Origin of the sequence: Flavobacterium sp. 9, from assembly GCF_002754195.1 — a bacterium.
In the GTDB taxonomy this organism is placed as follows: Bacteria; Bacteroidota; Bacteroidia; order Flavobacteriales; family Flavobacteriaceae; genus Flavobacterium.
The window spans coordinates 266,710-281,590 of sequence record NZ_PEEU01000001.1; the positions used below are offsets into that span (position 1 = coordinate 266,710).

General features: G+C 35.3%; 9 protein-coding genes. 8 read left to right on the forward strand and 1 reads right to left on the reverse strand.

What is annotated here, in order from left to right:
- Positions 1 to 215 precede the first annotated feature (215 nt).
- The 8 genes from CLU81_RS01000 to CLU81_RS01035 all read left to right on the forward strand — a co-directional run bounded on the left by CLU81_RS01000 (position 216) and on the right by CLU81_RS01035 (position 12,143).
- Positions 216 to 848 carry a nitroreductase gene (locus CLU81_RS01000; protein ID WP_099708121.1) on the forward strand — a complete coding sequence of 211 codons (633 nt, stop codon included), beginning with the start codon at positions 216 to 218 and terminating at the stop codon, positions 846 to 848.
- 29 nt (positions 849 to 877) lie between these two features.
- The gene (locus CLU81_RS01005) at positions 878 to 2,401 is read left to right on the forward strand and encodes an aspartate aminotransferase family protein (RefSeq protein WP_099708122.1); all 1,524 of its coding nucleotides are present in this window, start codon (positions 878 to 880) and stop codon (positions 2,399 to 2,401) included.
- Complete coding sequence (locus CLU81_RS01010) at positions 2,379 to 4,820, forward strand: GNAT family N-acetyltransferase (protein ID WP_099712628.1); 2,442 nt, start codon at positions 2,379 to 2,381, stop codon at positions 4,818 to 4,820. The genes CLU81_RS01005 and CLU81_RS01010 overlap by 23 nt, the downstream gene beginning before the upstream one ends.
- A gap of 17 nt (positions 4,821 to 4,837) precedes the next feature.
- A complete protein-coding gene (locus CLU81_RS01015; protein WP_099708123.1) occupies positions 4,838 to 6,178 on the forward strand; it encodes a lysine N(6)-hydroxylase/L-ornithine N(5)-oxygenase family protein in 1,341 nt (446 codons plus the stop codon).
- A gap of 420 nt (positions 6,179 to 6,598) precedes the next feature.
- Positions 6,599 to 8,434, forward strand: a complete 1,836-nt coding sequence (locus CLU81_RS01020; protein ID WP_099708124.1) for an IucA/IucC family siderophore biosynthesis protein — start codon at positions 6,599 to 6,601, stop codon at positions 8,432 to 8,434.
- A complete protein-coding gene (locus CLU81_RS01025; RefSeq protein ID WP_099708125.1) occupies positions 8,431 to 9,837 on the forward strand; it encodes an MATE family efflux transporter in 1,407 nt (468 codons plus the stop codon). Before CLU81_RS01020 ends, CLU81_RS01025 begins: the two co-directional genes overlap by 4 nt.
- Positions 9,838 to 10,258: 421 nt before the next feature.
- Positions 10,259 to 10,501 carry an acyl carrier protein gene (locus CLU81_RS01030; protein ID WP_099708126.1) on the forward strand — a complete coding sequence of 81 codons (243 nt, stop codon included), beginning with the start codon at positions 10,259 to 10,261 and terminating at the stop codon, positions 10,499 to 10,501.
- A 256-nt stretch (positions 10,502 to 10,757) separates the two neighbouring features.
- Positions 10,758 to 12,143: an AMP-binding protein gene (locus tag CLU81_RS01035; protein ID WP_099708127.1), complete on the forward strand. Its 1,386-nt coding sequence runs from the start codon at positions 10,758 to 10,760 to the stop codon at positions 12,141 to 12,143.
- A 232-nt stretch (positions 12,144 to 12,375) separates the two neighbouring features.
- Here the strand turns inward: CLU81_RS01035 and CLU81_RS01040 are convergent, their stop codons facing one another.
- Positions 12,376 to 14,763 carry a TonB-dependent receptor gene (locus CLU81_RS01040; protein ID WP_099708128.1) on the reverse strand — a complete coding sequence of 796 codons (2,388 nt, stop codon included), beginning with the start codon at positions 14,761 to 14,763 and terminating at the stop codon, positions 12,376 to 12,378.
- Between the last annotated feature and the right edge of the window lie 118 nt (positions 14,764 to 14,881).

A 14,881-nucleotide genomic window follows, 5' to 3' on the forward strand; every position in this document is an offset into this window, starting at 1 on the left:
TTAATATTCAATTAAATAAAAATTAAACATTAGATACATATGTTTTAATATGTACGGACATTCGTATAAAATTTTTAGCATTTATTTTTTTTATAAAGATTAATTTATACATTTGCCAAACACTATTCTTATTTATTCTAAATAATAATTACTTACAAATATATTTTTATTTAATCAAAACAAAAAGAATTTTCTTAAAAAAATTTCGAAAATGTATGAAAATTAAGTACAATGCCAGTAAAATCAAGCAATCAGAAACTTCTGATAAACTAAAAAAAGTTTCAAGGAATATTCGCAATAGAAGAAGCGTCTTTGCCAATGAGTTTATCAAAAAAGAAATACCTGATAAATTGCTTGAAGAAATTCTTATCAATGCCACTTGGGCTCCAAATCATAAAATGACAGAGCCTTGGAGATTTATTGTTTTTAAAGGAAAATATCTAAAAGAATATGGCGAATACATGGCAAAGTATTACACCAATTTCTATAGCGAATTGTCTCCTGAAGATCAAAAAGAAAAGCTTCGTTATCTCGCCAATTATCCACTAAATGCGGCTTGTCTTATTGGCGTAATTATGGTTCGAAATACCAAAATTAATTTACCGGAATGGGAAGAAATTGCAGCAGTTTCCTCGGCTGTGCAAAATATAGCGCTTACCTGTACTGCCCATAAAATAGGCAACTATTGGAGTACCAAAGGAGTTGCTATCGATTATGTTGCACAGTTTGATCTTGCTGAAAACGAAAAATCATTAGGACTTCTCTACTTGGGTTATCATCCTGAGGATTTAAAATCTTCTAAAAAGAAGCGAACTCACCTATCCAAAAAAGTCATTTATCTAGAATAACAATAACTAAACCCCTTAAACAACTATTTATGAATACCACACTAATCAACGAAAAACTACCTACAGACAAAGCGCTCCTGCCAGAACAGGAACTTTACAAAGACATATTTCATCAAAATTCAGGTCAGGAATATGAAAATGCTGTAAAATTAGCGCAGGAACGTGTTTCTAATTTTCTAAAAAACACAAAAAAACCTTTTACGGGAATCAGACCGGCAGAGATGAAAACCAAAGTTGAAGCAATAGATTTAGCTTCGCCTCTACCCGATTATCAAAGTCTCCTTGACGAAGTCGACGAAATTTATGTAAATCATGCAACAGCTTATCACCTTCCTGAATATATCGCGCACTTAAATTGTCCGGTTGTAATTCCGGCTTTGGCGGCAGAAGTTTTGATAAGCGCTATAAATTCTTCGCAAGATACTTATGATCAAAGTGCTGGCGGAACTTTTATGGAACGTAAACTTATCGACTGGACAAGCGAACAAATTGGCTACGAAAACGGCGATGGTATTTTTACTGCCGGAGGTTCTCAAAGTAATTTAATGGGATTGCTTTTGGCGAGAGATTATTATTCCTTAGAATACCAAAAATGGAATATCAAATTGGATGGTCTTCCTCCTGATGCTTCAAAATTCAGAGTTTTTGTTTCGGATAAAGCCCATTTCAGCAATCACAAAAATGCGTGGATTTTAGGTCTTGGAGAACAAGCAATCGTTCATGTTGGTGTCGATCAAAGATACCGTATGGATCCTGAAAAACTGGAAAAAGCTATAGCTAAAGAAATCGAAAAAGGTAATATTCCAATCGCGATTACAGCAACTGCAGGAACTACAGATTTTGGAAACGTAGATCCCCTAAAAGCAATTGCAGAAATTGCCAATCGCAACAATTTATGGCTTCATGTTGATGCAGCTTACGGTTGCGGATTACTTCTAACAGAAAAACACAGACATCTTTTAAACGGAATTGAACTGGCAGATTCTGTAACAATCGATTATCATAAATCATTTTTTCAGCCAATAAGCAGCAGTGCTTTTATCGTAAAAAATAAACTTCACCTGAATATAATCAAACATCACGCTGATTATTTAAATCCAAAAGAACAAAACTACGACGCACTTCCGGCACAAATCAATAAATCGATTATACAAAGTACACGACGTTTTGATGCCTTGAAACTCTGGTTTACACTTCGTTATTTGGGCAAAGAAAAGCTAGGTCAATTTACTGATACAATTATCGAAACAACCCAAAAAACAGCTGCTTATATAGAATCTGATAAAAACTTTGAATTGTTATGTCACTCAGATATGGGTGTTTTAGTATTCAGATATCTTGACGGTCCAGCCGAATCTAACTCTTGTGAAGTCAATCAATACATCAAAGAAAAACTCTTTTTTAGCGGAGAAGTCTTAGTTGCAAGTACCAAAGTAAACGGAGAATTCTATTTGAAATTCACCATTTTCAATCCAATTACAACCCTAAACGACATTAAAAACATTCTTAACCTCATAAAACAAAATGGAAATGAATACCACAGACTTAACTAATTTTCATCAATTGGCAGAACAGGTAAATTTTAAATCCCTGCTCAATTGTTATTGCAGAGAATTCAGTAATTGGAGTCGCTACGAAGGCATTCCTAAATACGACCAAACGCTGGCTGATTTCATGCAAACGATTAATCACAGTACGTTTTTTAGATTTGATTTTACAACGATTGGTCAGGAAGTTTTTGCTCCGCTGACTTATTTTTCTGAAAGTGGCGTTCATTCTTTTGGTTTTCCAATTGTGTCGCGCAATACAACAACAGACGAAATCAAAGCTATAAATCCAATGGAATTTACAGCACTTGTAGCTCAATATTCTAAAACAGAATATCCTGATATAGATGCAATTCCTACGCAGGAACGTATGGAAAACAGCATTGAAAACCTGGCTTTATACCTGGAAAATTATAAAAACAGCGATCATTCTGCCAACAATGCCGAACAAACATTTATAGAATCTGAGCAATCTTTGATTTTGGGACATAGCGTGCATCCTTTGCCAAAAAGCAGAGAAGGTTTTACAAAAGACGAATTGCTGAAATATTCTCCAGAAACCGCAGGGAAATTTCCTTTACATTTTTTCCTTATTCATCCCGAAAATGTAATAGAAAAAAATGCAGAAGAATTTTTAATGACCGATTATCTGAGAAATGAAATCTTGAAATATGCAGATAAAAACGCCAAAGAATTATTGGATTTTTATACCAATTACAAAGTAGTTCCTGTTCATCCTTGGGAAGCCAATTATTTGCTAGATCAAAAAGAAGTAAAAGAAATGCAATCGAAGCAACTTTTATTCAGTCTTGGTCAATTTGGACCTTCTTACACCGCAACTTCATCTGTTCGTACCGTTTATAATGAAGAAAGCGAATGGATGTACAAATTCTCATTACATGTAAAAATCACTAATTCCTTCCGTGTCAATTATCTACACGAATTAAATCGTGGTTATGATGCTACATTATTGATGAAAACAGATTGGGGAAAAGGCATTCAGGAAGATTTTCCACAAATTCAACTTATTACAGATCCCGCTTTTATCGCCGTTACTTATGATGATAAAATTATTGACGGTTTCAGTACCAGCGTTCGTCAGAATCCTTTTCATGGAGCCAATGCAAAGAAAAATGTAACGATGGTCGCTTCACTTTCTCAAGACGGAATTCTGGGCGAAACACCAAGAATCGTTAATCTTATCAATGAAGCAGCCAAAAGACAAGATTCTTCTGTAACCGAAACTGCTCTTTCTTGGTTCAAACAATATCTGAATATTACCATAACGCCTTTGGTTGGAGTTTTTAACGAATATGGATTTGGATCAGAATTTCATCAGCAAAATATGTTGGTAGAATTTGATGAGAATCTTTTTCCTGTAAAGCTTTATTTCAGAGATAATCAGGGCTATTTTTTCCGTCAGGGAAAAGTCGAAGAATTAGAAAAACTGATTCCTGATTTTGGAAAAGACAGCAGATCTTTTATTGCCGAAAAAAGAATTATCGATTTCTGGGGATATTATCTTTTAGTAAATCATTTGTTTGGAATAACAAGTATTCTGGGCAAAAACAAACTAGCCGACGAAAATGTACTGCTTAATCTAATCTACGAAGCACTAAAAAAACAAGAAGATTCAGATACGACAGGTTTAGTTTCGCATTTTACAAATAGTGTAACATTAGTTGTAAAAGGAAATCTCTTAACGAGTTTAAACAATATGGATGAAGCCAGCGCGCCAAGAACAAATCCAGCCGTTTACAGAACTTATCCTAATCCGTTAAACAAACATTTTTTCTCTAAAAAACTCATTAATCCAAAAGAAAATACCACCGTTTTCAGTCGCTTTTTTGAGAAAGAAAACGTAACCATAACCTTGCGTCCCGTAGATATCGACAAAGATATTGAGATGCTTCACGAATGGTTTCACCGTGAACACGCCTTGAAAATCTGGCAAATGAACTGGCCAATTCGCCAGATCGAAGCCTTTTACAGAATGTTACTTCCCGGAGATCACGGACACAGTTTTATTGGCGAAGCAAATGGGGTTCCAACCTTTAACATCGAAGTATATTGGGCAAGCCGCGATATTGTTGGAGAATATTATGATGTTCTGCCGTCAGATTATGGAACGCATCAATTTATCGCGCCAATAGATCCAAAATTAAAATACGGATCTCCGGCAACACAAACAATGATGGATTTTGTTTTTGGTGAACCAAAAGTTGGTAAAATGGTTGGCGAAGGATCTGTAGATTCCATTGCATCAATGATGAATAAAGCGCACGTAGGTTTTAAAATCGAAAAAGTGATCGAAATGCCACACAAAAAAGCCAATCTAAACTTCTGCTACAGAGAATGGTATTGGGCAAAATTTCCTGCTGCCAAAGATTTTCAAAACAATACAATTTCAGCACCTCAAGTTTAATTCGTAAAAATACCACAATGAGTACAGAAAAAATATATTCCGTAATCGGGATCGGAATTGGTCCTTTTAATCTTGGACTTGCAGCTCTTATAGAACCCGTTGAAGAACTGTCGGCACTATTTTTTGATCAGTCAGAAAGTTTTGACTGGCATCCCGGACTTATGCTGAATAATGCAACGCTTCAGGTTCCGTTTTTAGGAGATTTGGTCACAATGGCCGATCCTACAAATAAATACAGTTTTCTTAATTACATCAAAGAAAGCGGACGTTTATACAAATTTTATATCCGAGAAAATTTCTTCATTTATAGACGAGAATACAACGAATATTGCAAATGGGTTGCAAATCAATTGCCAAATTGCAAATTCTCGCATAAAGTAGTTTCAATTGATTACGTTGATGATCTTTATAAAATAATGGTTATCAATACGCAAACTTGTATAACGACAACTTATTATGCCAATAAAATTGTTTTAGGAACCGGAACTTCTCCGCATATTCCAGACTTTATTGATCACGAAGTTTTACCAAATGTAATTCACGCATCAAAATATCTGAATTTCAAATCACGTATTAATAAAAACGCAACCGTTACGGTTATTGGTTCCGGACAAAGTGCAGCCGAAGTTTTCCGTGATCTTTTGCCTGAAACTGAAAATGGTTTACAACTAAAATGGTTTACCCGTTCGTCTCACTTTTTCCCTTTGGATAATAAATCAAAACTAACGCTTGAATTGACTTCTCCGGAATATGTAGATCATTTTCATAGTCTTTCTGACGAAAAGCGAAAACAACTTTTGGCGAGACAACACGGACTTTACAAAGGAATCGATCAGGAATTAATCAACGAAATATTCGATAGTTTGTACGAAATGAGTTTAGAAGATAAACCTCTAAATGTAGAATTGCGTTCGAATATGCGCCTGACTTCCGTTAACGAAGAAACTGACGGATCTTATAATCTGGATTTCATTCACACAGAATTAGACCAACCTTTTGAAGATCAAACAGATTATGTGATTCTGGCGACAGGATATAAATACAAAGAACCGGGAATTCTTGCGGGAATCGAAAGCAAAATCCAACGTTTAGAAAATGGCTTATTCAATGTAAATCGCAATTATACAATCGATAAAAAAGGTACGGATATTTTTGTTCAAAATGCTGAATTACATACGCATGGACTTTCTACTCCGGATTTAGGAATGGGCGCTTACAGAAATTCCTGGATTATAAATCAACTGGCGAATCGTGAAGTTTATAAAGTCGAAAAACGAATTGCATTCCAACAATTTGGCGTACAAAAAACCACGCAGGAATTGTCTGAGGCCAATGTTTTGGAATTAATAAACGACTAACCAGTTGTGTATAATTCATAAAAACATTTAACACATAGTCCCGAAGCTCAATGTTATTAAATTAAGTTTTGAATTGCCTTCAGCCTTAGCTAAAAATCATTAAATCAATATTTTAAAAAAATAAAATTAATCTCGCGCGAAGGCGCAAAAGTTTTGTCATTTCGACGGAGGAGAAATCTCCACGAGAAACTCGACAAAGATTGGATTCTCATTACGGAGTTACTTGTGGAGATTTCTCCTCCGTCGAAATGACAATATTATGTTTAAGCTTTGTGATTTGTGAGAAAAATTATAATTCAGAAAGTTTAACATAATGACATTGAGCTAAAGCTGGAGGCAAGTCAATAAGTTAGTAACATGTTTCTATGTGTTAAAAATTAATACGCAAACGAATTAAATAAATAAGAAAAAATAATCAGGATGATAACCCCAGAAAACACATTCAAAGACGCACAACATCTCAATTCAGCGACTTGGGATAAAGTAAATCGAAACCTACTAGCCAAAAGTATCGCAGAATTAATGCGTGAAGATGTAGCGAAACCACAAATCATTAGCCGCGAAGAAAATGGTTTGACCCATTTTATATTAGACACCGATAAAGAGAATATTTATTACAGTTTTTCAGCATATCCAAGGTTTCTGAATTACTGGCATATTGTCAAAGAAAGCATTCATAAAATCGAAAATGAAGTAAAACTGAATCAAGTTGATGTTCCAAATTTCTTTATTGAACTTCAGGAAACTTTCGGGATTAACTCTTTCACACTTGCCCATTATATCGAAGAATTGCTGCATACTTTATATGCCGATGCTTTTATTCATTCAAAACGTCGTTTGTCGGCTTCAAAGTTGGCTGATGCCGATTTTCAAACCATCGAACACAGTCTCGACGGTCATCCGTGGGTAATTGTAAACAAAGGGCGAATAGGTTTTGACTCCGAAGATTATGAAAATTACACGCCTGAATCTGGTCAAAAAACACGATTGGTTTGGATTGCTGCTCATAAAAACAGAGCAACTTTGCGTCTCCAAACGGATATGAATGACCAGACTTTTTATGAAAATGAAATTGGTTCTGAAAAAATAGAAACCTTTAGAAACAAACTAATTCAGTCGAAAGTAAATCCGGACGATTATATTTTTATTCCCGTGCATTTATGGCAATGGCAAAATAAATTAGTCATGCAATTTGCCAATGATATTGCGTCTAAACATCTTATTCCGTTAGAATTAACCGAAGATATTTATAGTCCGCAACAAAGTATTCGTACTTTTTTCAACCAAAGCAAACCCAACAAACATTACGTAAAAACGTCGATGTCAATCTTAAATACAAGCCATATTAGAGGTTTGTGTCCAAGACAATTGTCGATTGCGCCACGTTTGACAGGTTATCTGAAAGATATTCTTAAAAAAGATCCGCATTTACAAAAAATGGATGTTGTGCTTTTGGGCGAAATGGTTTCGGTTAGTTACACACATCCAAATTATAGTAAAGTTGTAAATACACCGTATCAATACAACGAATATTTGGGTGCAATGTGGCGAGAAAGTCCTATCAATTTTCTAAAACACGGCGAAAATTTAATGACAATGGCGGCCTTGCTTTATGTAGACGATCATGGCAAAAGTCTTGTCGAAGAATTGATTGAAAAATCAGGACTTTCGACAGAACAATGGCTAAAAGCCTATATGACGGCGTATCTAAAACCTGTGCTTCAAATCTATTACCAACACTCATTATGCATCGATCCGCATGGACAAAATGTGATTCTTATTCTTAAAGATTACGTTCCAACGCGTATTGCTTTGCAGGATTTTGTAGGTGATATTTTAATTAATGAAGAAGGAAAGAAAAAGCTTCCGCAGGAATTTATTGAGAATATGTTTGTCGCTTCTCCAAATCCTGAAAATGCGCCATTAACGATCCTTATTGCGGTTTTTGATGCTTTTTTCAGATATCTGAGCGATGTATTAATTACGTCAGCAAACTATTCTGAAACCTCTTTTTGGAATTGTGTTCACGATATTATTTTAGAATATCAGCAGGAACATCCCGAGCTTCAGGATATGTTTGATAAATACAATTTATTTATTCCTGAGTTTAAACGTCTAATTTTCAATAGCCGACGTTTGTATAATGGTTATGAAGAAACGGTTGGTTTTCCACACATGAAAAAAAGCGGTTTTATTCCGAATCCGTTGCATCAATTGATCAATCAGGAAGTATTAATTGAAAAAGAAAACGCATGAAAGAAGCCATTTTAAAAACACGTACTTTCTTTGGTCTTTTAAGGCGTTCTCTTGCCGGAAGCGAAAGCAATTTTACATCAGGAAGTATCAACAAAACCATCATTTTATTGTCTGTGCCAATGGTTGCAGAACTTTTGATGGAATCTTTATTTGTATGTTCAAACCTGTTCTTTGTGAGTAGATTAGGCACAAATGCGATTTCTATTGCAGGCGCAACAACAACCTTTATTACGTTTTGTTATTCCGTTTCGATAGGTTTAGGAATTGCAGCATCAGCAATGATTTCGCGAAGAATTGGCGAGAAAAAGTTCAAAGCTGCAGGACAAACTGCGATGCAGGTAATTTATGTCACAACACCAATCGCAGCACTTATAAGCGTTGTTTGTACGATTTGGGCAACCGATATTATGAGCGCAATGGGACTTTCTGCCGAAATGGTTCAGGAAGGAACTTCATACGGAATCGTCATGTTTGCCTCAAGCGGATTTTTGATTCTCCGTATCGTAATAAACGGAATTTTTCGTGGTGCGGGCGATGCTTCTACAGCGATGAGAATACTTTGGGTATCCAATGCAATCAACATTATTCTATGTCCAATTTTTATTTTTGGATGGGGACCAATTCCCGCTTACGGCTTACTAGGCGTTGGATTAGCAACCTTAATTGCCCGAGTTATTGGCGTACTTTATCAAGCCTGGTATTTGGTAAGAGGCAAAACGGTCATGAAAATTGGTTTGGCACAATTAGTCTTTAATCTGGCTATTTTCAAAAGAATCGGGAAACTTGCTTTTGGCGGAACAGTTCAATTTATAATTCCTGCTTCAAGTTGGGTATTTATGATTAAGATTATGTCTCATTTTGGACCTAACGCATTGGCGGGATACATTCTGGCACAAAGAGTAACTTCGATTGCGACAATGCCAGCTTGGGGATTAGGAAATGCAGCCGGAATATTAACTGGGCAAAATCTTGGTGCAAAACAACCCGATCGAGCCGAAAAATCAGTTTGGAGAGCCGGAATGTTAAACATGGGATTCTTGGTTTTAATTGGAATTTCGTGGATTTTTCTCGCCGTTCCCGTTGTCAAAATCTTCACAGATATTCCCGAAGTGATTTCCTTTAGTACAAGATATATCCATTTTATTTCGATGGCATACATACTTCTGGGATATACAATGGTTATTTCCAAGGCTTTAAACGCTGCGGGAGAAGTCAAAGTTGTAACCTGGCTTTATATTTTAATGTTTTATATCGTTCAGATTCCGCTGGCGTATGCTTTGGGAATTTCTTTTGAACTGGGATCAAATGGTGTTTTTACAGCCATTCTTTTGTCTGAAATTGTATTGGCGGTTGCCTGTATAATTGTCTTTCGAAAAGGAAAATGGAAACATACTAAAGTTTAAAAAATAGCCACTCCCGATAGCTATCGGGATAAAGGATTGAAAAGATTTTTGTTTCTCGCAGATTTTGCAGATTAAGCAGATGATTATCTCGAATTAAATCTGCGTCATCTGTAAAATCTGCGAGAAAAAATTAGCAAATACATATCACCCCGCTGGGGTTTAAGCAAACGAATTCTGGATTTTCTATAAATATTATGTCCCAATGGGACTTCGCATTTATTAAAAGCTCTGGAAGAGCGCCATATTTATAGAAAATCCGGAACACATTTTTTGTAAAAGCTCCAGCGGAGCGACATATTTGTAGCCTCCAGCGGAACGACATGTTTATAACCTCAAGTGGAGCGATATCAATAAGCAAACACTTTATATCAAAACATTACATACAATAATAAAATATCAATTTAATTTTAACAACATAAAAATGAGTACAATAGAACAATTACACGGAGTATTTGCAAGAGCTTTTGAAATTCCTGTTGAAGCAGTAAACGACCAATTAGAATATCAGGCTATAGCCGAATGGGATTCTATGAGTCATTTGGTTTTGGTAGAAGAACTTGAAAGCACTTATAATATCTCTATCGAAATGGAAGATATTCTGGAAATGGGAAGTGTAGCAAAAATAAAAGATATCCTTAAAAAATACGGATTCGAAATTAATTAGACTAAACCATTAGACTTTTTTAATACATAATTTCGAAGCTTCATTAGGAACGCTTTTGTCATTTCGACGGAGGAGAAATCTCCACGAGAAGCTCGACAAAGATTGGATTCTCGTTGCAGAGTTACTCACGAAGATTTCTCCTCCGTCGAAATGACAATATTGTGGTGGCTTTGCGCGAAATTTATTAGACTTCGAAACTATGTGTTAAATCATTTTTCAATAATTACACTTAACCGATTAAAATAGACCTAAACTTATGGAACTATACGATTTAATCCGAAAAAACGAAAAACTTACTTTTACAGATTCGAGTACAGGAATTTCAAAATCGATTGCAGATATGCATCAGTCTTTAGAAATTGAAAACCTGCGTTCTGTCGTTTTTATATACAATGATAATCAGTTGCCGGCAATAGAAACATTGCTGAATTTTTATCAAAGCAGATACACAATTGCCTTATTAGGAATGGGATTATTGGAGGATTTAAAGGAGAATTTAGAACAAAAATATACTCCTTATTATATCTACGATCCTACACGAACTGAAATCGAAGGTTACGTTACGGTAAATGCCTCAGAAAGTATTGTATTGTTTAAACGAAACGTAAATTTAATTTATCCGATACATGCCAAAACCAAACTTCTTTTAAGTACTTCCGGAACTACAGGTTCGCCAAAATTCGTGAGACTTTCTGATGAAAATCTGGTTCAGAATGCAAAATCAATTATGGAATATATGCCTATTCGAACTGATGATGTGGTGCCGCTAAATGTGCCCATAAATTTTGTGTACGGATTATCAATTTTCACCACAAATTGTATAAAAGCAAGTCAAATTGTATGCACGGATAAAGATGCTTTTCAGAAAGAATTTTGGGCAGATTTCAAAAAATACGGCTATTCTACCTTAGGCGGAGTTCCTTATTTTTATGAGATGTTGTACAGCATTGGTTTTTTCAAAAAAGATCATCCTTCGCTAAGATATCTTACGCATACAGGCGGAATGTTAAATCATAAACTGATCGAAGCAATTTCAGATTTTAGTGAGAAATTCGGTAAACAATTCTTTGCGCAATATGGTCAAACAGAAGCTTGCGGAAGAATGGCGTATTTGCCTCCAAAAGATTTATTGCGAAAAGGAACTTCGATTGGTTTACCTGTCAAAAACGGACGTTTCGAAATCGACAATGAAACAGATGAATTGATTTATATTGGTCCAAATGTTTTTGGCGGTTATGCCAATATCAGAGCCGATCTTCAGTTTTTTGAGCAACAGGAAAAACTTCATACCGGAGACAAAGCCAGAAAAGACGACGAAGGTTACTACTATATTGTCGGCAGAATAAAACGAATTGTAAAATTATTTGGTGTACGCCTCAATCTCGATGAAACTGAGCTTCTTTTGAAAGATGCTTTGGGCGGACAAACTTTTATTTGCTTGGGAATAAACGATAAACATTTGGCTGTAATGTACACTGACAAGAATTTAAACAAAGAGTTGATTCTGAAAGTCCTAAAAGCAAAACTGAATCTTCATGCTAATTCTTTAAAAGTAATGCCAATCGAAGATGTGCCGCTTACGCCAAATGGAAAAGTAAATTATCCGTTGCTTAAGGAATGGCTGGAATTGAGTTATGCTTAGTTTTCAGTCGCAGTATTCAGTCCTCATGCTAGTGCGAGCTCAATATCTTTAATACTTATTGAATGAATTTCTCGCAAAGACGCAAAGTCGCAAAAGAATTACATAAACTTGGCGACTTTGCGGCTTTGCGAGATTTTTTTAGAGATTTTTTAAATAAAAAAAGGTTCCTGACAAAAAATCGCCAGAAACCTCTCAAATAAAAAAACAAAAAATATTATTATAATATCATATTTTAGAAACTATAACCAAGAGCTAGATTAAATCTTGAACCATTTCCTCTAGTATAGTTGGCATTTGTACCATAAAACTGAGAAGTAGTCGTGTAATAATCTGTATTGAATATATTTTCGATTCCAAGTTTTACTCTGATACTGTCTGTAACTTTGTAAGCAGTAGCCAAATTCCATAAATTGAAAGAATGAATTGGACCTTCGCCAATTGCATAAGCGCCTTTAGCATTTGGCTGAAAAAGATCACGATCTCCAACCAACATCCAGTATAATTCTACATTTAATCTCTCGTCGCCATATTTTGCATAACCCGTTACTTTTACCGGAGGAATTCTGTTTGATTTTAAGTAAATATCTGTCGGTCCGTAAAAATGTCCATCAGAATCTTTATCACCTCTTCCTTGCACATAAGCGTAGTTTCCTCCTACTGTCAATTGCTTCAGAATTTGATAATCTGCCTGAACTTCATATCCCCAAACTCTTTCCGGCAAACGTTCTGCAACTAAATAACCATCAACCTGAACCAGATTTGTTCCCAATTTTGAAGTACTGAAATAATAAGCGGCACTTAAATTAAATTTCCCAAGCTGGCTGCTAAAACCTCCTTCATAATTGTTAACGATAATAGGTTTTGTTTGTAGTTTTGAGATTGCATCTTCTTTAGCATTTGTAAGCACTCGGCCAAGATCGAATACTGAGAAAGATTGAGAAAAACTCACAAAAGGGTTAAAGAATTTAAACTTAGAATATCTCACTCCGGTATTAAATACAAAGGCATCATAAGTAAGATCACCGCCTTTTACAGCAATACTTCCCGCGCCATTTGCTCCGGTTGCGAGCGTGTTATAATCATCAATATTAATCTTGATATTCTCTGCACGCAAACCTGCTTTTACATTAAAATCACCAAAAATCTGCGTCGATAATTGAGCATATGGAGCAAGATTAACCATATTGATATTTGGAACCCAAACACGCCCGTCAACAAGCTTCTGATTTGTTTTATCATTCAGTAAATCAAAACCATACGTCACATCTCCTGTAAAATTTGAAGAAATTGTAAATGGCGTATTCAGATAAACTCTAACACCTTTTTTGGCCGATGCCGTTTGAGATTGTCCACTTCCGTAGAAGAATGCCGAATTAGAAAATATCGTTAAGAAGTCCTGAAAATAAAGATTTGCCGTAAACGAAGTATTTCCGAAAAGCTGTTTGTTTACATATTGAAGATTTGCATTGTGATTGTAACGCGTTCCTTCATCAACTCCGGGTCTGTTACCTAAAATACCAATCGCTGGACTTACGCCATAAACACCATTTTTAAGGATAAAATCAGAATCCTGATTCGAACTAAAGTAGTTATACATCACCTCAATTCGCTGTTTGTCTGTTAAATCATATCCAAGTTTCGTGAAGATATTGTAGGTTTTAGTTTCTCCTAATCCATATTCCGGAGAAATAACCTGTCCTTCGCCATCGCGGAAAACACCTGTTTTATCGTAAGTCCCAGAAACCATATAATTGAATTTATTAAGTCGCCCGTAAAACTGTTGGTTAAATCTATAGCCTAAAGTACTGTCACCTTTAATGTTTCCGTTCGTTCCTGCTTCACTATATCCGGCAAATTTCTTTTGAGTTTTACCAGATTTTGTAATATAATTGATCAAACCTCCATCGGCACCATTTCCGTAAATTGCTGTTGCACCTTTGATTACCTCGATGCGTTCAATTACCGAAGGATCGATAGAACGAATTTCTCTTCCTGCTGATTTTAATGGCGTCGATTGCGGAATTCCGTCAATAAGAACCAACGGATTTCTTCCGCGAAGGGTTTGTCCGTAGTTCCCTGTATTATTCGTTGCCGATCCTAAACCCGGAACTGCATAAGCCACAACATTAGCAATATTTGGACTAACAATCGATAAATCTTCGATATCTTTAGCATTAATTACCGTTACAGAAGAAGGCGTTTTTGATAATGTTTCTACCTTTCTGCTAGCCGAAACGATGATTTCATCCAATTGATCGCCATTATTGTCTGAAGCTTCGTCAAGTTTTCCCGTAAAATTCAATTGTAGATTTATTGTTTCGGTTTCATTATTGGTTATAAAAATGTTTTTTTCAATAGTTTCATAACCCGGCAAAGAAGCCTGCAAAGTATAGGTATTTGGAATAACTTTATTGAATGAAAAACTACCGTCACTTTTAGCTGTAGTTTTATATTTTGAACTTATAATGATAATCGTTGCTCCTGAAGCTGATTTTCCGTCAGAAGTTGTTATTTGTCCTTTTATTTTCCCACTATTTTGTTGTGCAAAAGATGAAAAGACCGAAAATAAAAAGCTGATAATAAGTAAAAACTTTGATGTTCTTAAACTAAGATATTTCATTGATTTTTAGTTTTGGTTAGGTTTATTTGTTTTTATTTAGAATCAATAAAAACAATTCAAAAGTAGAAATTAATCGTTGTTTAACAAGTAATATTTTGATTTATTCCCCAGAAATATG